Annotated in this window: 19 protein-coding genes and 1 pseudogene; 14 read left to right on the top strand and 6 right to left on the bottom strand. The window is 67.0% G+C overall.

Annotation, left to right across the window (positions count from 1 at the left end; genetic code table 11):
- Window positions 1-431 precede the first annotated feature (431 nt).
- Window positions 432-704, bottom strand: a pseudogene (locus AB3X10_RS14435) (molecular chaperone HtpG); the annotation flags it as partial.
- A 139-nt stretch (window positions 705-843) separates the two neighbouring features.
- Here AB3X10_RS14435 and AB3X10_RS14430 point away from each other — a divergent pair.
- From AB3X10_RS14430 to AB3X10_RS14415, 4 genes are all read left to right on the top strand, one after another.
- Window positions 844-1,125, top strand: coding sequence for a hypothetical protein (locus tag AB3X10_RS14430; protein ID WP_369975823.1), 282 nt, complete (start codon window positions 844-846; stop codon window positions 1,123-1,125).
- Between the two features lie 13 nt (window positions 1,126-1,138).
- Complete coding sequence (locus AB3X10_RS14425; RefSeq protein WP_369975822.1) at window positions 1,139-1,924, top strand: RHS repeat domain-containing protein; 786 nt, start codon at window positions 1,139-1,141, stop codon at window positions 1,922-1,924.
- A 155-nt stretch (window positions 1,925-2,079) separates the two neighbouring features.
- On the top strand, window positions 2,080-2,574 hold the full coding sequence (locus AB3X10_RS14420; protein ID WP_369975820.1) for a hypothetical protein: 495 nt from the start codon (window positions 2,080-2,082) through the stop codon (window positions 2,572-2,574).
- Between the two features lie 429 nt (window positions 2,575-3,003).
- Window positions 3,004-3,507 (top strand): hypothetical protein, encoded by a 504-nt coding sequence (locus tag AB3X10_RS14415; protein ID WP_369975819.1) that lies wholly within the window; start codon window positions 3,004-3,006, stop codon window positions 3,505-3,507.
- Window positions 3,508-3,575: 68 nt separating this feature from the next.
- Here AB3X10_RS14415 and htpG read toward each other — a convergent pair whose 3' ends face one another.
- Window positions 3,576-5,480 (bottom strand): molecular chaperone HtpG, encoded by a 1,905-nt coding sequence (gene htpG / locus AB3X10_RS14410; RefSeq protein WP_369975817.1) that lies wholly within the window; start codon window positions 5,478-5,480, stop codon window positions 3,576-3,578.
- Window positions 5,481-5,693: 213 nt separating this feature from the next.
- On the opposite strand from htpG, the gene rsmD reads away from it, so the two are divergent.
- The 3 genes from rsmD to AB3X10_RS14395 are packed head-to-tail and all read left to right on the top strand — an operon-like array spanning window position 5,694 to window position 7,333.
- Window positions 5,694-6,299 carry a 16S rRNA (guanine(966)-N(2))-methyltransferase RsmD gene (gene rsmD, locus AB3X10_RS14405; RefSeq protein WP_369975816.1) on the top strand — a complete coding sequence of 202 codons (606 nt, stop codon included), beginning with the start codon at window positions 5,694-5,696 and terminating at the stop codon, window positions 6,297-6,299.
- Window positions 6,296-6,802, top strand: a complete 507-nt coding sequence (coaD, locus tag AB3X10_RS14400) for a pantetheine-phosphate adenylyltransferase (RefSeq protein ID WP_263109809.1) — start codon at window positions 6,296-6,298, stop codon at window positions 6,800-6,802. Before rsmD ends, coaD begins: the two co-directional genes overlap by 4 nt.
- A gap of 36 nt (window positions 6,803-6,838) precedes the next feature.
- Complete coding sequence (locus tag AB3X10_RS14395; RefSeq protein ID WP_369975814.1) at window positions 6,839-7,333, top strand: hypothetical protein; 495 nt, start codon at window positions 6,839-6,841, stop codon at window positions 7,331-7,333.
- 119 nt (window positions 7,334-7,452) lie between these two features.
- Here AB3X10_RS14395 and AB3X10_RS14390 read toward each other — a convergent pair whose 3' ends face one another.
- Entirely contained in the window at window positions 7,453-8,424 is a 972-nt protein-coding gene (locus AB3X10_RS14390; RefSeq protein ID WP_369981835.1) for an SDR family oxidoreductase, read from the bottom strand.
- Between the two features lie 313 nt (window positions 8,425-8,737).
- Between AB3X10_RS14390 and AB3X10_RS14385 the strand changes: the two genes are divergently transcribed.
- The 4 genes from AB3X10_RS14385 (at window position 8,738) to AB3X10_RS14370 (ending at window position 13,542) form a co-directional block, all read left to right on the top strand.
- Window positions 8,738-9,022, top strand: coding sequence for a YfhL family 4Fe-4S dicluster ferredoxin (locus tag AB3X10_RS14385; protein WP_369975813.1), 285 nt, complete (start codon window positions 8,738-8,740; stop codon window positions 9,020-9,022).
- Window positions 9,019-10,764 (top strand): gamma-glutamyltransferase, encoded by a 1,746-nt coding sequence (ggt, locus tag AB3X10_RS14380; RefSeq protein WP_369975812.1) that lies wholly within the window; start codon window positions 9,019-9,021, stop codon window positions 10,762-10,764. Before AB3X10_RS14385 ends, ggt begins: the two co-directional genes overlap by 4 nt.
- 53 nt (window positions 10,765-10,817) lie before the next feature.
- Window positions 10,818-11,708 carry an MBL fold metallo-hydrolase gene (locus AB3X10_RS14375; protein WP_369975810.1) on the top strand — a complete coding sequence of 297 codons (891 nt, stop codon included), beginning with the start codon at window positions 10,818-10,820 and terminating at the stop codon, window positions 11,706-11,708.
- 103 nt (window positions 11,709-11,811) lie between these two features.
- A complete protein-coding gene (locus AB3X10_RS14370; protein WP_369975809.1) occupies window positions 11,812-13,542 on the top strand; it encodes a glycoside hydrolase family 9 protein in 1,731 nt (576 codons plus the stop codon).
- Between the two features lie 152 nt (window positions 13,543-13,694).
- On the opposite strand, the gene AB3X10_RS14365 is transcribed toward AB3X10_RS14370, so the two are convergent.
- Entirely contained in the window at window positions 13,695-14,150 is a 456-nt protein-coding gene (locus tag AB3X10_RS14365) for a hypothetical protein (RefSeq protein ID WP_369975807.1), read from the bottom strand.
- Window positions 14,151-14,314: 164 nt separating this feature from the next.
- Here AB3X10_RS14365 and AB3X10_RS14360 point away from each other — a divergent pair, with 164 nt between their 5' ends.
- Window positions 14,315-15,400: a hypothetical protein gene (locus tag AB3X10_RS14360; RefSeq protein ID WP_369975806.1), complete on the top strand. Its 1,086-nt coding sequence runs from the start codon at window positions 14,315-14,317 to the stop codon at window positions 15,398-15,400.
- Between the two features lie 180 nt (window positions 15,401-15,580).
- On the opposite strand, the gene AB3X10_RS14355 is transcribed toward AB3X10_RS14360, so the two are convergent.
- Together AB3X10_RS14355 and upp are read right to left on the bottom strand one after the other, a co-directional pair.
- Window positions 15,581-15,991 carry a LuxR C-terminal-related transcriptional regulator gene (locus AB3X10_RS14355; protein ID WP_369975804.1) on the bottom strand — a complete coding sequence of 137 codons (411 nt, stop codon included), beginning with the start codon at window positions 15,989-15,991 and terminating at the stop codon, window positions 15,581-15,583.
- Between the two features lie 329 nt (window positions 15,992-16,320).
- Window positions 16,321-16,953: a uracil phosphoribosyltransferase gene (gene upp, locus AB3X10_RS14350; protein ID WP_369975802.1), complete on the bottom strand. Its 633-nt coding sequence runs from the start codon at window positions 16,951-16,953 to the stop codon at window positions 16,321-16,323.
- Between the two features lie 158 nt (window positions 16,954-17,111).
- On the opposite strand from upp, the gene AB3X10_RS14345 reads away from it, so the two are divergent.
- On the top strand, window positions 17,112-19,634 hold the full coding sequence (locus AB3X10_RS14345) for a TonB-dependent receptor (protein WP_369975801.1): 2,523 nt from the start codon (window positions 17,112-17,114) through the stop codon (window positions 19,632-19,634).
- Window positions 19,634-20,794 (top strand): phytase, encoded by a 1,161-nt coding sequence (locus AB3X10_RS14340; RefSeq protein WP_369975799.1) that lies wholly within the window; start codon window positions 19,634-19,636, stop codon window positions 20,792-20,794. The genes AB3X10_RS14345 and AB3X10_RS14340 overlap by 1 nt, the downstream gene beginning before the upstream one ends.
- Window positions 20,795-20,801 lie beyond the last annotated feature (7 nt).

The following is a 20,801-nucleotide window of genomic DNA, read 5'->3' as shown; positions in this document are numbered from 1 at the left end:
TCCAACACGCAGCGACAGTGGTTGGGGGGCACTCCCTCGTTCATTGGTATCGCTATATCAAACCTCGTCGTCCGTACTAGACCTGGACGAGCAGCAAATGCGCGCGTAATGCTATATGAGATCGCTGACGCGGTGAGCCGCTCCGAGCTTCAAATCACTTTGGGTAACACCAACGGAGTCAATACAGTGCAGGTAAGCTGCTGCGAGGAGAACGGCTGCTCGGTCTGGCCGAGACTTCAGTCTGTATCTGTAGTGGATCGCCGCCACATCTGATCCAGTAATGCCTCTGTTGGCCACTATGGTTAGGCGCGCTACGGTGAAGTACTGAGTATTGGCATCTGCTCTTGTCGCCGCGGCCTTCTTTCACAGGCGGCCCCCACCCACGGAAAAGGGCCCGCAGGCCCTTTTTGTTTGGCAGCGGAATAGGATGCTTACGCCGACAACTCCAACAACAGCTTGTTGAGCCGACGCACGTACGCCGCCGGATCCTTCAGACTGTCGCCCGCAGCCAGCGCGGCCTGGTCGAACAGCACCCGCGCCAGGTCGCCGAAGCGGTCGCCGTCGGCTTCCGCGTCCAGTTTCTCGATCAGCGGGTGCGCGGGGTTGAACTCGAACACCGGCTTGCTCTCCGGCAACTTCTGTCCGCTGGCTTCCAGGATCTGTCGCATCTGCAGGCCCAGGTCGCCCTGGCCGAAGCAGGCCAACGGTAGCAGCTGGGCCGCGCTGTACTCGGGCACCGCGACCAGCTAGGCCTTCTCCGGCAAGGGCAACGGCAGCTATGCCTACCGAGCAAAGGCCTGCAATGTGGCCGGATGCGGGCCGTACTCCAACACCCAGACCACGGTGGTGGATACCTCGCCACCGGCGACGCCAGCGTTCAACGCACCCAGCTATCGCTATGTCAGCGGTGGCACCGGGAGGTACTACCTCGACTGGACCGCCAGGGCACGCGCGACACGTTATGAGGTGACCGGCGCGGTCAGCTACTCCGGCCCCAACACCATCGTCACGTTGAACAAGACCGGCAGTGGCAACAGCGTCCAGGTCCGCGCCTGCAACGAGAACGGCTGCTCGGCCTGGTCCGCCGCCTTCACCCCGCCGCTCGAGGGAGGGCCGAACCAATGAGCATGGATACGAAATGAAAGGAAGCGCCAAGCTCTTGACCAAACTGTTGTGGCTGTTGGCCCTCGCGGTGCCGCTCCACGCGGCGGCCGAAACGGTGGAGTATTTCCACACCGATGCCCTGGGCACCCAGATCGCGGTAACTGACGCCACCGGCAACCTGATCGAGACCAGCGAGTACGAGCCATACGGCAAGCTGCTCAACCGCCCGGTGACCGATGGACCTGGGTTCACCGGCCATGTGCAGGATGCGGCCACCGGGCTGACGTACATGCAGCAGCGGTACTATGATCCAGTGATCGGGCGATTTTTGAGTGTTGATCCTGTTGCGGCGAATGCGAACACTGTCGCGAACTTTAATCGATACAAATATGCCACTAACAACCCATACAAGTTTATGGATCCAGATGGAAGGTCGGATGTAAATTATTTCTATGGGGGGAACTTTATGGGGGTTGGGGAGGATCCGCTTTACTCCGCAGCCGAAAGATTCGATATCCCTGGCTTCACTACAGTTATGGGGCATTCTTGGGATAGGGGCTATAGAGATGACGGGGTTGCGATAAAGGGGCCGGAAGTAAGCTATAATTCTCTAAGAAATGACATGGCTCAAAATTATAAAAAGGGTGAGTATATATTCTTGGCGGTTGTCATTTGGGATTTGGATCTGTGCCTAGAGCTTTGGCTCGAGATTTTAATACAAAGGTGCTTGCGGGTAATGGTTATGTCAGGAGGGGTGAGAATAAGGGGGGGATATAACTTACACTGTGAATTCCAAGAAGGATGGCACGGGTTACAGTAGATATTTCGAAGTTTTTAATAAAGATGGAAGTTCAGGGGGCGAATTAGTTCAGTCACCCAAAAAAGTGACGGAACAGTTTCATTTGCTGCAATGGACGCGCCTACTGGATCTCATATTAGACCAATATCAGAGATAAAGCCTAGGGATAATAATCCATGAACAAAACTATGAATTTTATAGCTGGGACTTTTCTCGCGACTCAGTTGATTGCTTGTAATCAGTTTAATTCAAGTGGGGTGACTGAGTCCGACGTTAAGAAGTATGTGAAAATAGAGCAAAAAATTGACAATCGAGATATGAAGGATAGGTATTCTGATCTTGATAGGAAGTCGGTTGTTGATGTTGATAGCTTCGCTGTGCAAAAAGCTTTGGCCGGAGATGGGTCGATAGCTAGAATGATTGGTCAAGAATTTTCTGAATTAAATAGGGCTGATGAATCAAGGTATTGGTATCAAATTGCCGCAGAGAATGGTGACGCTATCGCTATGCAAAATCTTTCGATAGCTTTAAGGGCGTCGGACTGTGTCAGAGCAAATTTCTGGTTAAGAAAGGCGCTGGCGGATACAAAGGTTAAAAAAATTTACCGAGAGGCCTGGGGAAGAGACCTGGAGCACGAGACGAACGTGTGCGCGCGACGTGCTTCCTCTTGATGTAATCCCCCTGTTTGTCGAGGCGAGGACGCATTTATAGGTGGCGATGTCCGGTGTTGGCTACGTCAAGTTTCAGTGATGGGTCTCTTTCGACGTCACAGGGTTTTTTTAGTGACGGGTCGATAGAAAAAAAAGGGCCCGTAGGCCCTTTTGGCTTTGTCGCAATGCTGCCTCACGCTGTGCTGTTTATCGCGGTGGGCGGCTTTGTCAACTGTTACGCCGACAACTCCAACAGCAACTTGTTGAGCCGACGCACATACGCAGCCTATGCCCCGGGTTCGGCGCCGTCGCTCAGCACCCCGGCGACCAACACCAGCGGCAGGGCAATCCGCGTCAACCTGTAAATCCACAGAATGTTAGAAATTTTGGAAATATACCTAAGGGTGAGCAGGGAACCGGTAGCTATATTTTCTATAGAGAGAAAAAATAATGGATTCCGCAATTGGAGGGAAGGCTGAATTAAGCCTGAAAATGGCTGGTGATTCTTTAAGTAAAATGCTGGTTGGCTCTTATTTTGATTGTTTTAGCGTGAGCAGCATTCCGGTCTCTTTAAAGTTCATCAATGACAATGTATTTCCAGGAAAATCTTTATATGTTGATGTTGATTTTTCATGCGATGCTGTGATGGGTTGTGATAGTTGTAAGGCAATAGATGATTCGGTGGAAGGGTTTTTTACAAGAAGGGCGAAATTCTTGGCTGATTTATATTCATGTATAGGCAGGGAGGTGGCGGATATCCATTTGGAGGTTGATGGCTCCTTGGCTATCTCCATCGGTGGTTCAGTTATTACTATGCAATTAGCGCAAGAGGAGAAGGGTCAAGAAGATTCGGTTTGGAAGGTGGAAATGGAGATGCCCGTTGGCCATCTTATGTCGACAGTGAATTCTGTTATGTGCGTGCCAAAAGCTGATGGAGTTAGTTTTCTATCCTAGAGACGGTCACCATAAAAAAGCCGGCAGGGCGCCGGCTTCGTTCTTGCACATGCTCGGCCTGACAAGGCTTACGCAGACAACTCCAACAACAGCTTGTTGAGCCGCCGCACATAGGCGGCCGGATCCTTCAGGCTGTCGCCCGCGGCCAATGCAGCCTGGTCGAACAGCACCCGCGCCAGGTCGCCGAAGCGGTCGCCGTCGGCTTCCGCGTCCAGCTTCTCGATCAGCGGGTGCGCCGGGTTGAACTCGAACACCGGCTTGCTCTCCGGCAGCTTCTGTCCGCTGGCTTCCAGGATCTGCCGCATCTGCAGGCCCAGGTCGCCCTGGCCGATGGCCAGGATCGCCGGCGAGTCGGTCAGGCGGTGCGACACGCGCACTTCCGACACGTCCTCGCCCAGCGCCTGCTGGATGCGCTCGACCAGGCCCTGCTTGGCCTTGGCCGCTTCTTCCATGGCCTGCTTCTCTTCGTCGCTGTCGAGCTTGCCCAGGTCCAGGTCGCCGCGCGCCACGTCGACGAAGGACTTGCCGTCGAACTCGGTGAGGTAGCTCATCAGCCACTCGTCGATGCGGTCGGTGAGCAGCAGCACCTCGATGCCCTTCTTGCGGAACACTTCCAGGTGCGGGCTGTCCTTGATCTGCGCGTAGCTCTCGCCGGTCAGGTAGTACAGCTTGTCCTGGCCTTCCTTCATCCGCGCCACGTAGTCGGCCAGCGCCACGCTCTGCTCGGCGTCGCCGCTGTGGGTGGAGGCGAAGCGCAGCAGGCCGGCGATCTTCTCGCGGTTGGCGAAATCCTCGGCCGGGCCTTCCTTCAGCACCTGGCCGAAGTGCTTCCACACGTCCTTGTAGCGCTCGGGGTCGTCCTTGGCCAGCTTCTCCAGCATGTCCAGCGCACGCTTGGTCAGCGCCGACTTCATCGAGTCGATCACCGGGCCGGATTGCAGGATCTCGCGCGACACGTTCAGCGGCAGGTCGCTGGAATCGACGATGCCCTTGACGAAGCGCAGGTACAGCGGCAGGAACTGCTCGGCCTGGTCCATGATGAAGACGCGCTGCACGTACAGCTTGAGCCCGCGCGAGGCGTCGCGCTGGTACAGGTCGAACGGCGCGCGCCCGGGCACGTACAGCAGCGAGGTGTACTCGAGCTTGCCCTCGACCTTGTTGTGGCTCCACGCCACCGGGTTCTCGTGGTCGTGCGCGATGTGCTTGTACAGCTCCTGGTATTCGGCGTCCTTGATCTCGGTGCGCGGCCGCGTCCACAGCGCGCTGGCGCGGTTGACGGTTTCCCATTCGGGGGTTTCCGGCTTGTCCTTGTCCTCGCCGTGGTGTTCCTTGGGCAGCTCGATCGGCAGGGCGATGTGGTCGGAATACTTGCGCACGATGCCGCGCAGCTTCCAGCCGTCGGCGAAGCCGTCTTCGCCTTCCTTCAGCTGCAGCACGATGCGGGTGCCGCGCTCGGGCTTGTCGATGGTGGCGACCTCGAACTCGCCTTCGCCGCGCGAGGACCAGTGCACGCCCTCGCTGGCCGGCAGCCCGGCGCGGCGGCTGTACACGTCGACCTGGTCGGCGACGATGAAGGCGCTGTAGAAGCCCACGCCGAACTGGCCGATCAGGTGCGAATCCTTCTTCTGGTCGCCGGACAGGTGCTTGAGGAAGTCGGAGGTGCCGGACTTGGCGATGGTGCCCAGGTGCGAGACGATCTCCTCGCGGCTCATGCCGATGCCGTTGTCGTCGATGGTGACGGTGCCGGCGTCCTTGTCGAAGCCGATGCGGATGCGCAGCTGCGCATCGCCGTCCAGCAGCTCCGGCTTGACCAGCGCCTCGAAGCGCAGTTTGTCGGCCGCGTCGGAGGCATTGGAGATCAGTTCGCGCAGGAAGATTTCTTTATTGGAATACAGCGAGTGGATCATCAGCTGCAGCAGCTGCTTGACCTCGGTCTGAAAGCCCAGGGTTTCTTTTTGGGTTTCCACGCTCATCGGTGCTTGCTCCATGGGTGATGGCTGGCCGCGCGGAGGAGGGCGCGACTCTGCCAGCGGACATGGTGGCGGGCAGGCCCGGCTTCAAGCGCGGGCGGCGCAGGCGGCGGCCCCGGCGCTGGTCTATCATCCTGGCCCCCGTTCCGTACCGCCGCCGTCGATGCCGAGCCCGCACCCGTTTCCTGCCGATGCCTTGCCCTGGCGGGGCCGCCGATGAGCCGCGCCGGCGCGGGCCAGGTGCGCATCATCGGCGGGCGCTGGCGCAACACGCGGCTGCCGGTGCCGGACCTGCCGGGCCTGCGCCCGACCTCCGACCGGGTCCGCGAGACACTGTTCAACTGGCTGCTGCCGGCGCTGCCCGGCGCGCGCGTGCTGGACCTGTTCGCCGGCAGCGGCGCGCTCGGCCTGGAGGCGGTGTCGCGCGGCGCGGCCTCGGCCTGCCTGGTCGAGCGCGACCCGGCGCTGGCCGCCGCGCTGCGCGCCAGCGTCGCCAGGCTGCAGGCGCAGGCGCAGATCCAGGTGGTGCAGGACGACGCGCTGCGCTGGCTGCAGGCGCCGGGCAGCGACGCCCCGGCCGACATCGCCTTCGTCGATCCGCCGTTCGCCGACGGGCTGTGGGATGCGGTGCTGCAGCGGCTGCCGGCGCGGCTGGCCGCCGACGCCTGGCTGTACGTGGAGTCGCCGGCCGGGCAGGCGCCGGCGCTGCCGGCGCCGTGGGCGCTGTACCGCGAGGGCGGCACGCGCGAGGTCCGCGCTGCCCTGTACCGGCGCACCGCTGCTACACTTCCCGGCGACCTTCACGCGGTATCCAACGCATGACCGTGGCCCACAGCCGCATCGCCGTCTACCCCGGGACCTTCGATCCGATCACCAACGGTCACATCGACCTGGTCAACCGGGCCGCGCCGCTGTTCGAACAGGTGGTGGTGGGCGTGGCGCAGAGCCCGTCCAAGGGGCCGACGCTGCCGCTGGAGCTGCGCGTGAACCTGGCCCGCGAGGCGCTGGCCGGGCACCGCAACGTGGACGTGATCGGCTTCGATACGCTGCTGGCGCATTTCGTGCGCTCGGTCGGCGGCGGGGTGCTGCTGCGCGGCCTGCGCGCGGTGTCGGATTTCGAATACGAGTTCCAGATGGCGAGCATGAACCGGCATCTGATCCCGGAGGTGGAGACGCTGTTCCTCACCCCGGCCGAGCAACACAGTTTCATTTCGTCGTCGCTGGTGCGCGAGATCGCGCGGCTGGGCGGGGACGTGTCCGGCTTCGTGCCGCCGTCGGTGGTGCAGGCGCTGGTCCAGGCCCGCCAGGCCGCGGCGCAGCGCTGAGCCGTCCGCCATTCACAGACAACAAGGGAGCCATCCATGAAGAACACCGTACGCGTGCTGCTGATCGCCTCGCTGGCACTGGGCTTCACCGCCTGCAAGAAGGAAGAGGCCGCCGCGCCGGCCGCCGATGCGCAGGTGGCGCTGACCGCGCCGTCCAAGGACGACGATGCCGGCTGGAAGAAGTACCTGCAGGAAGTGGCGATCCAGAACATGGGCAACATCACCAACAGCCCGTTCCTGTACTACCTGCCGCCGGAGTCGGATGCGGACTTCCAGGCCAAGTACGAGCGCCAGGTCGAGAGCGCCACCACCGCCATCGGCCGCGGCATCCAGCCGGGCAACATGCTGGCGTTCGGCTCCTCGGCCTCGGCCAAGATGGCCGACCTGATCGCCGCCGCCTTCGCCAAGGTCGAGCCGAACACGATGAAGGGCGTGCGCGTGGTCTACATCGGCGCCGCCGCCGACAATGCCCGCGTGCAGACCGTGGTGCAGCCTACCGGCGCCGAGTACATCTTCGTCGAAGCGAAGTGATGCAGCGCCGGCGCGCCCGCCCGGGCGCGCCGGCCACGCGGCCCGCCAGGCGTTCGGCGCGGCGGGCCGCCCAGGGCGGCGGCCATCTGCGGCCGCCACCCGCTGCGGCTGAGGCAAGCTCAGTCGCCTGCGCTAGCGCCGAACGCCTGGCGATGCCTGCCGACCCACTCTCCGATCGTCGCAGGACGAAATCCCTGCAGTGCCGGCTGTGCCTGGAACGGCGCGGCCAGGATCGCATCGGCCTGGCCCGGGTGCGTGGCGAAGAAGCGGAACTTGGACGCTACCTGCCGGCCGCTTCCCGCGCCCAGCGCCGCATCGACCTCGCGCTCGAACGCCTCCAGCGGCTGCGCGCGGTACACGATGCGCCGCCCGAGCGCGGCCGACAGCCGCGCGGCGAATTCCTCGCCGACCACGCTCTCCGGCCCGGCGATGCGGTGCCTGCCGCCGTCGACGCCGCGCTCGAGCAGGGTCAGCGCCGCCTCGGCGCAGTCCTCGGCCGAGGTCCAGGCGATCGCCTGTGTCGCGGCGATCGGCGGCGCGAACACGCCATGGTCGACGATGTCCGCGCGCGCCGACGGCTTCAGCAGATTGTCCAGGTACAGCGTCGGCCAGACGCTGGCGAACGGCAGCCCTGTGCGCTGCGCCAAGTCCTCGAGCTGCGCATTGGCGACGAAGCTCGGCTCGGTGCACGGGGCGGGCAGACGCGCGCTCGCCAGTTTCAGGACGAACGAGCGCAGCCGGCACGCGGTGATCGCCGCCAGCGCATGTCCGGCCTGGGCCAGCATCGCCGGTTCCGGTCCGGTGGGAATCTGCAGCACGGCATGGGCGATGCCCGCGCTGGCGGCGCGCAGCGAGGCCGGATCGCGCAGGTCGCCCTCGGCAAGCTCGACGCCGAGGGCGGCCAGCGCCTGCGCGCGGCGGCGGTCGCGGACCAGCGCCCTGACCTGGAAGCCGCGGCGCAGCGCGGCATGGACGACGGCAGCGCCTTGCACGCCGTTGCCGAGATAGACGAGCAGCGAGCGGGAGGGATGCAGGGATGACATGGAACGGCTCCTGGGATGGCGGATCCGCCGGAGCTGCAGGGTCGGCATGCTCACGGACAGACCCCGGGCATGGACGAAACGCGGGGACTGTCGGGGGATCTCGCGCGGCGCGCGGACCAGAGCTTCCCCAGACAGACAGGGAAGGGCTTGGGCCTACCGAGACCAAGCCAGCCATTTTCGACGGCGCGACTGTAGGCGCCGCGAGGCGCAGGTGTCAACGCCGCAGGCATGCGTCGCGAGGCCAGCGCCGACCGCCGCCGCGCGCCAGGGCGACGCTGCGTTCCGCGCGCTCGCCGCGCCCTTCGCGGGGGCGCGCGGCCCGATCCGGTAAGATGCGCGGGTTAGTGCCGAATCCAGCGAAATGTCCCTCAAGATCAACGAGCTCTGCGTCAACTGCGACGTCTGCGAGCCGGCCTGCCCGAACCAGGCCATCGCGATGGGCGAGACGATCTACGTGATCGACCCGGCCCGCTGCACCGAATGCGTCGGCCATTTCGACGAGCCGCAGTGCGTGGTGGTGTGCCCGGTCGAATGCATCGACCCGGATCCGGCGATCCCGGAAAGCCACGACCAGTTGCTGGCCAAGCTGCTGCGACTGCAGCGCGATCATCCCGAGTTGTACCCACAGGAGCCTCCCGCCGCATGAGAACCCTCGTCCGCCGTGTCCTGCTGCTCGCCCTGGTCCTGACGCCGCCGGCGTGGGCCGAGGCGCCGACCGCGACCGCTGCCGCGCATCCGCCCGGCGCCGCCGTCGCCAGCGGCCATCGCCTGGCCACCGAGGCCGGCCTGCAGATCCTGCGCGAGGGCGGCAACGCGTTCGATGCGGCGGTGGCGGTGTCCTCGACGCTGTCGGTGGTCGAGCCGATCAGCTCCGGCCTGGGCGGCGGCGGGTTCTTCCTGCTGCACGACGCCAGGACCGGCAAGGACGTGATGCTGGACGCGCGCGAAGTCGCGCCGGAAGCGGCCAGCGCCGACAAGTTCCTGGACGCCAAGGGGGCGCTGGACCGCGACCGCTCGGTCAACGGCCCGTGGTCGGCCGGCATTCCCGGCCTGCCGGCGGCGCTGGTGGAACTGGCGACCAAGCACGGCCGGCTGCCGCTGCAGCAGTCGCTGGCGCCGGCGATCCGCATCGCCCGCGACGGCTTCCCGGTGTACCGGCGCATGGCCGAGGGCTACCAGTCGCGGCGCAAGGTGATGGAGCGCTATCCCGGCACCCGCGAGGTATATCTGCGCAACGGCAAGCCGATCGCCGAAGGCGACCTGTTCAAGCAGCCGGAACTGGCCAACACCCTGCAGCTGCTGGCGGCGAAAGGTTTCGACGGCTTCTACCGCGGCGCCACCGCCAAGAAGCTGCTGGCCGGGGTCAAGCAGGCCGGCGGCCACTGGACCGCCGAGGAACTGGCCGGCTACACGGTCAAGCAGCGCACGCCGATCCAGTTCGAGTACAAGGGCTGGACCGTCACCACCGCGCCGCCGCCGTCCTCCGGCGGCATCGCCCTGGCCAGCATGCTGCAGATCCTGGAAGGCTACGACCTGAAGACGATGGACCCGGTGCACCGTACCCACCTGGTGGTGGAGGCGATGCGCCGCGCCTACCGCGACCGCACCTTCTTCCTGGGCGATCCGGACTTCACCGCGGTGCCGCAGCGGGTGCTGCTGAGCAAGGACTACGCGCTCGGCCTGCGTTCGACCATCAACCCGGAGAAGGCCACCCCCAGCGACCTGCTGTCGGGCCAGCCGACGCCGCTGGAAGACGACGAGACCACCCATTTCTCGATCATCGACGGCGAGGGCAACCGGGTCGGCGCGACCCAGACCGTGAACCTGCTGTTCGGCTCCGGGCTGATCCCCAAGGGCACCGGCGTGCTGCTCAACGACGAGATGGACGACTTCGCGCTCAAGCCGGGCACGCCCAACGCGTTCGGGGTGATGGGCTACGCGGCGAACGCGCCCAAGCCGGGCAAGCGCCCGCTCAGCTCGATGTCGCCGACCTTCATGGAGAACGCCGACAAGGCGATCGTGCTCGGCACCCCGGGCGGCAGCCGCATCATCACCATGGTGCTGCTCGGCATCCTCGGCTACGACGACGGCCTCAGCGCGCAGCAGGTCGCGGCGCTGCCGCGCTACCACCACCAGTGGCTGCCGGACGTGATCGAGGCCGAGACCGGCACCTTCGACGCGGCCACGGTGCAGGGCCTGCAGGCGATGGGCCACGTGCTCGAGTTGCCGGGCGACAGCGCCGAAGGCGGGCGCGGTTCCAGCCACGTGTGGGGCAACCTGCAGACGGTGGAGTGGGACAAGCGCAACAACGTGCTCAGCGGCGGCAGCGACCCGCGCAACGAGGTCGGCAGCGCCGAGGTCCTGCAACTGGCCGCACCGGCGCGCTGAGCCGCACGCGCCCGCTGTTGCGAATCCCGAATCCCCAATCCCGAATCCCGGCAATGAAGCTCTGGTCCATCCAAGGCAATTCGCAGAAGCTCGACGGCGGCGCGATGTTCGGCAACGCGCCCAAGGCGATGTGGCAGCAGTGGGCCGCGCCCGACGACGGCAACCGCATCGCGCTGGCCTGCCGCGCGCTGCTGGCGCGCCCGCTGGCCGGCAAGACGGTGCTGTTCGAGACCGGCATCGGCGCGTTCTTCGCGCCGGCGCTGCGCGAGCGCTACGGGGTGCAGGAACAGCGCCACGTGCTGCTGGATTCGCTGCAGGCGGCCGGCGTCGCGCATACCGACATCGACGTGGTGGTGCTGAGCCACCTGCACTTCGACCACGCCGGCGGGCTGCTGGCGCCGTGGCGCGAGGGCGCCGCGCCGGAGCTGCTGTTCCCGAACGCGCGCTTCCTGGTCGGCGCCGCGCACTGGCAGCGCGCGCTGCAGCCGCATTCGCGCGACCGCGCCAGCTTCATTCCCGAGTTGCCCGGCCTGCTCGAGGCCAGCGGCCGCCTGGAGCTGGTCGAGGGCGACCATTCGCGCACGCTGGGCGAGGCGGTGCGCTTCCGTTTCAGCGAGGGGCATACGCCGGGGCTGATGCTGGCCGAGATCGTCGGCGCGCGGCAGGCCGATGGCCAGGCGCACGGCGGCGTCGCCTTCTGCGCCGACCTGATCCCCGGGCGCTCCTGGGTGCATGTGCCGATCACGATGGGCTACGACCGCAACGCCGAGCTGCTGATCGACGAGAAGCGCGCGTTCCTGGAGGACGCGCTGGCGCGCAACGTGCACCTGTTCTTCACCCACGATCCGGACTGCGCGCTGGCGCAGCTGGCGCGCGATGGCAAGGGCCGTTTCGTCACCACCCACGAGCTGCCGGCATTGCAGGCGCGGTCGCTGGCGGGCTAGGGTCCATGCCGACAGGCGCCACGCGCCGCGGCATCCCGGCTGGCGGCTGAAAGCCCGCCGCGCGGCGCTTGCAGCCGTCATCGCGGCCGGCCAGTATCGGCGCATGAACCTGCCCATCGCCTTGCGTTGCCTGCTTCTCGCCTGCCTGGTCGTCGGTGGCTGCGCCTCGCGTTCCGAGGATGCCGCCATGTCGCCGATCCGGCTCAACCAGGTCGGCTACCTGCCGGCCGCCAGCAAGCTCGCGGTGGTGCCCGATGGCCATGGCGAGGCGTTCGCGGTCGAGCATGCCGACTCCGGCAAGGTGGTGCTGCGCGGCACGCTGGGCCCGGCCAAGACCTGGGCGCCGGCGCAGCAGACGGTGCGCATCGCCGACTTTTCCGCATTGCGCGAACCGGGCCGCTATCGCCTGCGCGTGGACGGGCTGCCGCCGTCGGACAGCTTCGCCATCGCCGCCGATGCCTACGACGCAGTGGCGCGCGCAGCGCTGAAGGCCTACTACTTCAACCGCGCCAGCACCGCGTTGCCAGGCGAATACGCCGGCCGCCACGCGCGCGCGGAAGGGCATCCGGATACGCATGTGCTGGTGCACGCCTCGGCGGCCTCGCCCGGGCGCCCGACCGGCACGGCGATCTCCGCACCGAAGGGCTGGTACGACGCCGGCGACTACAACAAGTACGTGGTCAATTCCGGCATCACCGTGTACACGCTGCTGGCCGCCTACGAGCAGTTCCCTGCCTATTTCGCCGCGCACAAGGAAGGCATCCCGGACAGCGGCGGCGGCGTGCCGGACATCCTGCGCGAGGTCGACTGGAACCTGCAGTGGCTGCTGGCGATGCAGGACCCGGGCGACGGCGGCGTGTACCACAAGCTGACCAACCTGGAATTCGGCGGCATGCAGATGCCCGACCAGGCGCGCGCGCCGCGCTACGTGGTGCAGAAGAGCACCGCGGCCACGCTCGACTTCGCCGCGGTGATGGCCCAGGCCAGCCGCATCTACGCCCCGTTCGACGACCGCTTCGGCGGCGTGTCCAAGCGCATGCTGCAGGCCTCGCGCCGCGCCTGGGCCTGGGCGCAGGCGCATCCCGACGTGGTCTACCGGCAGCCGGCGGACGTGCATACCGGCGGCTACGACGACGACAAGCTCGACGACGAGTTCGCCTGGGCGGCGACCGAGCTGTACCTGGCCAGCGGCGACGACGCGTTCTACGACGCGGCGATGGCGCGCAACGTGCCGGCGAGCGTGCCGAACTGGGGCTCGGTCGGCGGGCTGGCGTGGATGTCGCTGGCGCAGCACCGCGCGCGGCTGACCGCGCACGCCGACCAGGCGCGCATCGCGCGCGAGATCGACGGCGTGGCCACGCACCTGCTGCACGCCTGGCAGGGGTCGGCGTGGAAGGTGGCGATGGCCCCGGCCGACTTCCACTGGGGCAGCAACAGCACCGCGCTGAACCAGGCGATGCTGCTGCTGCAGGCCTATCAGCTGGAGCGCAAGCCCGAGTACCTGCAGGCCGCGCAGTCGCAACTGGACTACGTGCTCGGGCGCAATCCGCTGGGCATGTCGTTCGTGACCGGCATCGGCGCGCGCTCGCCGCTGCACATCCACCATCGCATCTCCATCGCCGACGGCGTCGCCCTGCCGGTGCCGGGCCTGCTGGTCGGCGGCCCGCAGCCGGGCCAGCAGGACGCCCGGGAGTGCAAGCACGCCTACGCCTCGTCGCTGCCGGCGCTGTCCTACCTGGACCAGGAGTGCAGCTACGCCAGCAACGAGGTGGCGATCAACTGGAACGCGCCGCTGGTGTACGTGAGCGCAGCGCTGCAGAACCTGCAGCGCTGAGCCGCGGCACGGCGCGCGGAGGCCGCCGCGTCGCGCCGTCGATTGCGGCGCCGCGCTGCGCGACGGACCGCACGCCTGATCGCGACGCGGCATCCGCGTCCAGGCCGTCCAGGTCGTCCAGAAGCCGCATGCATTGACTCCTGGCGTGCCGCTCAGTACTCGGTGAGGACCGGCCGGCCCAGGTTGTCGACGCCCACGCCCGGGGTCAGGTCGGCGAGCGCGTAGACCTCGCTGGGCTGCAATTGCTGCAGCAGCAGTTGATAGGCCGCCGGCAGCGAGTTCGTCCAGTACGCCGTCTGCCCGAAAACGATGCACGGCGCGCCCGGCTGCTGGTCCTTGCCGGTCAGTCGCATCACCTCCGCGACGTCGTCGGCCGCGAACGGCGTGCCGTCGGCGCCGAACAACGACAGGTGCACGCCGATCAGGATGCCGTTGTTGTTGACCGCCACCCCGATGCACGAAGTGAAGGGGGTGAACTGCAGCAGCGTGCCGGTGGTGGGGCCGGCCTCCAGCGAAACCGAGGCGAACTGGCGCTCGGCGATCTGTTGCGGGCTGCTCGCCTGCTCGAACTGGTAGGGCATGTCGTGCTCCTGTGCAATGGCGGCCATTCGCCGTCTCGGCAAGCTTGGCTGCGCCGGCGTGCGCGATAAATTCTTCCGAATGCGTAGCGCGTCGGCAACGGCGCAGCGCTACGCATTCGGTGCAATTCAAACCGCTTGCCGCCGATGCCAGCGTGGCCGCGATGCAATCCGCATCGCGCAGGGACATCGCCATGACACAGTGGAATTCGCAGTTCACGCAGATGGTGCGCAGGAGCCATCCCGGCTACTGGGGCAACTGGGGCCTGAGTCCGGACATCGCGCCCGGCGCCGTCGGCATCGTCGATCCGCAGAACGGCAGCTTCCGCCGCATCGCCGCGGCCTTGCCCGGCCTGGGCGAGGCGCAGTTGCGTCGGCAGCCGCTCGGCAGTGACTGGAGCATGATGAGCAGCGACGTGCGGCAGACGCGCGTGGCCGCGCAACTGGACGGTTCGGTCACCGATCCGGAGACCGGGCTCAAGGTCACCGCGGGCACCAAGGTCACCTGGAGCTTCGGGCGGCAGGGCTCGATGGTGTCGCAGTGCGCGCTGGAGGAAACGGTCGGGCTCAACGATCCGACCGCGCTGCTGACCCATCACCTGGAGTGGCTGCTGGCGCGCGCGCACGAGGCAGGCATGCAGCAGGGCCGCGGCATCGCCCAGGGATTCGGGGTGATCACCGACGTGCTGTACGCGCGCAGCGGGGTCAACGTGGCGTCGCAGTCGGCCGACAACAGCTTCTCCATCACCGGCAACGCCGGCGCGGTGGAGAAGATGCTGGGCCAGGTGCGCGGCCGCGGCTCGTTCGTCTCCACCAGCGCGCAGCGCAGCGTGGACCTGCACCTGTGGCCCAGCGAGGCCGGCACGCTGGCCGAGACGCCGGCGCCGCTCGCCTTCGCGTTCGCCTCGTTCGGCGAGCGCTTGCCGATGCCGAACTGGATCACCCATCTGGGCGCTTTCACCCTGATCCTGCGCAACAACCATGGCGGCACCTACATCGTCGATGCGCATCTGCAGTTCGACACGCCGCGCGGTGCGCAGCAGCGGCGGGTGACGGTCAGCGGCGGGCTGACCTCCACCATCGGCGACATCCCGCTGGATGCGAGCAACCTGCGCCTGGAGCTGGGGTTCCGCGGCATCCGCTCCACCGACCGCCGCCACTTCCATTGGCAGCGGCCGCTCGGCCAGTGGCTCAACGGCGTGCGCACCATCGATCTGTTCGGCGTGTGGCCCGGGCAGACGCGTGCGGTGGACGTGGAGGGCAGGGTCGAGGCGCGTTGATCGGCGACGGACGCGCCGGCTTCGGCGCGTCCGTTTCCTGCGCCTGCGCCTGTGCGCGGTGCCGGTCGTGCATGTCCGCGCATCCGCGTCCTGGCGCGGATCGCGTCCCGGCACGGTCGCATGCGCGACGCGCACGGCCCCGTGCATGCCCGATGCCATCGGCGCTGCCGCCAGTGCCGCTCATGCCTTGCCGTCGTTGTCTTCGGCCAGGCGCATCAGCGCCGCCATGTCGTGCACGTAGAGCGTGCGCATCGCGTTCTGGCGATGCTTTTCCACCGTGCGATGGCTGATCTGCAGCCGCCGCGCGATCTGCTTGCTGGTCTGGCCGCGGCAGAGTTCGCGCACGATCTCGCATTCGCGCGGCCGCAGCGTCTCCCACGCGCCGTCGCTCGCGTCGGCCGCCGCCGCCGGGCGCATGCGCAGCGCATGCGCGACCAGCTGCGCGGTGTGGTGGAAGCCGAGCTTGCTGCAGATATTGGCGCGGTGCTTGCGCACGGTCGATTCGCCGATCGCCAGCACGCGCGCGATCTGCCGGCAGCGCAGGCGCCGGCCGATCAGGTTCAGGACCTGGGTTTCCCTGCAGGTGAGCATCGCGCGCCTCCATCCCGGTGGCGCCCCTGCGATGGGGCGCTAAAGGGATGAACGCGCGCGTTGTCGCGCTGTGAGCTTGCGGTCTGTCGAGACGATTGGCGGCGGACACGACACTCCGCGGAGTGCGCGTGGATGCATCCGGGATGGCGCCATCGCTCGGGCGTTGCTGGACGCCGTCTTGCTTGCCTTTTTGGCCCCGCACACATTCAAGTGCGGCCGCGCTTATCCGATCGCGCGTGATCTGACCTGGCCACCAGTCGGCGCCGCGCCGCGGCAGTCGATGCCTGCCGGCGTCCGACGCGGCCTACTGCAGGATCGACGCCATGCCCTCAACCCACCCGGGTGCCGAAGATGCGGTCGCCGGCGTCGCCGAGGCCGGGCAGGATGTAGCCCTTGTCGTTGAGATGGTCGTCGATCGCGGCGGTGTAGACCTCCACGTCCGGATGCGCCGCTTCCAGCGCGCGCAGGCCTTCCGGCGCGGCGACCAGGAAGATGCCCTTGATCCGCTGCGCGCCGGCGCGCTTGAGCATGTCCACGGTGGCGATCAGGGTGCCGCCGGTGGCCAGCATCGGGTCCAGGATCAGCGCGTCGCGTTCCTCCAGGCGGCCGGTGAGGCGCTCGAAGTAGGGCACCGGCTGCAGCGTCTCCTCGTCGCGCTGCAGGCCGACCACGCTGACCCGCGCCGCCGGGATCAGCGCCAGCACGCCGGGCAGCATGCCCAGTCCCGCGCGCAGGATCGGCACCAGGGTGATCTTGGCCCCGGCGATGCGCTGCACCTGGGTGGGGCCGGCCCAGCCGTCCATCGTATGCGTCTCCGTCTCCAGGTCGGCGGTGGCCTCGTAGCCGAGCAGGGTGCCCAGCTCGGTGACCAGTTCGCGGAAGCCCTTGGTGCTCAGCGCGGCATCGCGCAGCAGGCCGATCTTGTGCTGTACCAGGGGATGGCGGACTTCGACGATCTTCATGGGCGCACTCGCGACGGGGGTGCGCACAGTGTGCCGCAGCCGGCTCGGCGGCCGCCAGCGCCCGAATCGGCGCCGCCGTGTCACTAGCACGCAACGTGTCGGAAATATGTTGTTTCCCAATTCTTAACGTTGAATGGGGATACGCGTCAGTGCATACCGTGCCTACCAAGACTCCGCTGTTCGTGGCGATCGCCTTCGGCCTGGGCGCCGCCTGGGCCGCCTGCGGCGCGCAGGCGGCCGACGCCGCCGACGCGGCGACCGACCTGGACCGCATCGAGGTCCGCCCGCAGCTCGAGGCGCAGGCCCGGGCGGTGGACCTCAAGCGCAGCGCCGATGCGATCCTGGACGCGGTCTCGGCCGACGAGGTCGGCGACTATCCGGACCAGAACGTGGCCGAGTCGCTGCAGCGCCTGCCCGGGGTCAGCGTCACCCGCGACCAGGGCGAGGGCCGCTTCGTGGTGGTGCGCGGGCTGGACGCCGCGCTCAACAGCGTCAGCATCGACGGCATCGCCATCGGCACCCCGGAGAGCGACAACCGCGCCGCGCCGATGGACGTGATTCCGTCCGAATCCACCGAGCGGCTGAAGGTGGTCAAGTCGCCGACCCCGGACATGCCCGGCGATGCGATCGGCGGCGCGATCCTGGTGGAGTCGGCCTCGGCGTTCGACCGCGACGGCCGCAGCATCCGCGCCAAGCTCGAGGCCAACCACCAGCAGCTCAGCGACAAGACCAGCCCCAAGGCCTCGTTCAACTACAGCGACCTGTTCGCCGACGATACGTTCGGCGTCGCGCTGGGCCTGAACTACCAGGACCGCGAGTTCGAGTCCGACAACACCGAAGGCGAGTACGACGCGATCGACAACGGCGACCTGGTCATGGTCGAGCAGCAGCGCCGCAAGTACCACATCGACCGCAAGCGCATCGGCGCCAATCTCAACCTGGACTGGCATCCGGACCAGGACAACCGCTATTACCTGCGCACGCTGTTCAGCAGCTTCAAGGATGCGGAGACCCGGCAGAACACGGTGATCTCCTTCGACGCCGACGACATCCAGGCCAACGGCGACGGCACCTACTCGGCGCCGGTGGACAAGCTGTCCAAGCGGGTGCGCTACCGCACCAAGCAGCAGGACACGCTGGCGGCGAGCTTCGGTGGCGAGAACAACCTGGGCGGCGCGGTGCTGGACTACCAGGCCGGCTATACCAAGACCCGCGAGCGGGTGAACGACGAGAAGGAGGCGCGCTTCAAGTACGACGGCGACGATCTCGACGCGACCATCGACCAGAACGGGCGCCTGCCCACCATCGGCCTGTCCGGCGACGACTGGGTCTCCAACGGCAACTACGCGTTCGACAAGTTCGTGCTCTCGCCCGGCCGCACCGACGACGACGAATACAGCGCCAGGATCAACGTGCGCTTCGACGCCGACGACGCCAGCTACAAGTTCGGCCTGCTCGGGCGCTGGCGCGACCGCGACGTCGACAAGAACGAGCGCGAACTGTCCGAGGGGCCCGGCATCGACCTGGCCGACTGGACCGTGGCGCCGCCGGAGCACCGCCACAACAGCCTGGGCGAGGCGCTGAGTTCGGCGGCGCTGCGCCGCTACTGGGCGCGCAACGGCAGCCAGTACAGCGCCGACGACGGCGATGCCGGCAGCAACGCGGTCGGCGCGCTGTCGGAGGACTATGTCGCCAGGGAGGACGTGCTGGCCGCCTATGCAATGGGCAGCTGGGACATCGGCGCGTTGCGCGTGATCGCCGGCGTGCGGGTGGAGAACACCCAGTTCAAGGCCAGCGGCTACCAGGTCGACGTCGGCGACGACGGCGAGTCGTTCGCGGCCAGCGCGCTGCAGGCCAGCAGCAGCTACACCAACGTGTTGCCGGGCCTGCACCTGCGCTGGAACGGCGGCGACGACTGGTCGCTGCGCGCGGCGCTGAACAAGACCGTGTCGCGGCCCGGCTTCGGCCAGGTCGCGCCGCACGCCACGGTCAACAACGACGACGAGGAAGTGGAACTGGGCAATCCGAACCTGGATCCCTACGAGTCGACCAACCTCGACCTGTCCTTCGAGCGCTACCTGGGCAAGACCGGCATCGTCTCGCTGGGCCTGTTCCACAAGTCGATCGACGGCTACATCGTCGATACGGTGATCGACAACGACCCGGCCTACGCCGGCTACGACGTCGGCATGGCGATCAACGGCAAGCGCGCCAAGGTCTACGGCGCCGAGTTCAACTGGCAGCAGCAGTTCGCGTTCCTGCCCGAAGGCTGGAACGGCCTGCTCGGCGGGGTCAGCGGCACCTGGCTGCACAGCGAGTTCGACCCGGGCCTGGAGGATCGCCAGGGCGAGGACTTCACCCTGCCGCGCGCCTCGAAGAACGTCTACACCGCCTTCCTCGGCTACGAAAAGGACGGTTTCTCCACCCGGCTCTCGGCGGTGTACCGCAGCGCCTACCTCGACGAACTGGGCAAGGCCCGCGACTACGATATCTTCGTGGCGCCCAACACCCAGCTCGACTTCAGCCTCGACTACCAGGTCACCGACACCGTGCAGCTGTACTTCGATGCCTCCAACCTGCTCGACAAGCCGCTGGAACGCTACCAGGGCACGCGTGCGCATACCCAGCAATACGAGGAATACGGCCGTACCTTCGCCGTCGGCGTGCGGGTGAAGCTGTGATGCGCGCGCATTCGGCGCTGCGCTTGGGGGCGCTGGCGCTGGCCTGCGGGCTGGCCGTCGCCTGTTCCAATGTGCCGTCGGCGCCCACAGCGACCGTCGCCAAGCCGGCGACCGCCGACCGCGAACCGGACGAAGGCGCGCACCACGAGCCGCTGCTGAGCGATGCCAAGCTGGCGCACGTCGTGGTCGCCGAAGCCTTCCTCACCGCGTCCACCCCGGCCGACAATCTCGATTCGCCGGCCAGCTGGACCACGCCGCAGGGCCAGCGCTGGGTCATCACCACCGCCAAGAAGCGCGGCGCGCTGGTGGTGTTCGATGGCGACAGCGGGCAGCGCCTGCGCAGCGTCGGCGGCCAGGGCACCGCACTCGGGCAGATGGACCGGCCCAACGGCATCGCCGTGGTCGGCGACCTGGCGCTGGTGGTCGAACGCGACAACCATCGCGTGCAGGCCTTCGCGCTGCCGGATTTCGCCCCGGTCGCGGTGTTCGGCGCGAACGAGCTGAAGAAACCCTACGGACTGTGGGCGCAGCCGAAGGACGGCGGCATCGAGGTCATCGTCAGCGACAACTACATGCTCGGCGCCGACGAGGAAACCGTGCCGCCGCTGGCCGAGCTGGGACAGCGGTTCCGCCGCTACCAGCTGCGCCGCGACGGCAAGGCCTGGAGCGCGACGCTGACCCAGACCTTCGGCGACACCAGCGCGGCCGGTGCGATCCGCATCGCCGAATCGGTGTACGCCGATCCGGCGCACGACCGCCTGCTGCTGGCCGAGGAAGACGTGGCCAGCGGCACCCGCCTGCGCGAATACGGCCTGGCCGACGGCAAGTACCGCGACCGCGACGTCGGCGCGGACCTGTACAAGGCGCAGGCCGAGGGCATCGCCTTGCTGAGCTGCGCCGACGGCAGCGGCTACTGGATCGGTACCGACCAGTTCAAGGACCGCAGCCTGTTCCATGTGTTCGACCGGCAGACCCTGGCGCACGTCGGCGCCTTCGCCGGCAAGGTCACCGCCAACACCGACGGCGTATGGCTGGACCAGCGCGGCGACGCGCGCTTCCCGCAGGGCGTGTTCTACGCCCTGCACGACGACCAGGCGGTGGCCGCGTTCGACTGGCGCGACATCGCGCGCAGCCTGCGCCTGAAGACCTGCGCGCAGTGAGTCGCAC

The sequence above is a fragment of the Xanthomonas sp. DAR 80977 genome (assembly GCF_041240605.1).
GTDB lineage: Bacteria > Pseudomonadota > Gammaproteobacteria > Xanthomonadales > Xanthomonadaceae > Xanthomonas_A > Xanthomonas_A bundabergensis.
The sequence above is the reverse complement of the archived record's forward strand: the minus strand, read 5'-3'. Positions and strand labels throughout refer to the sequence as shown.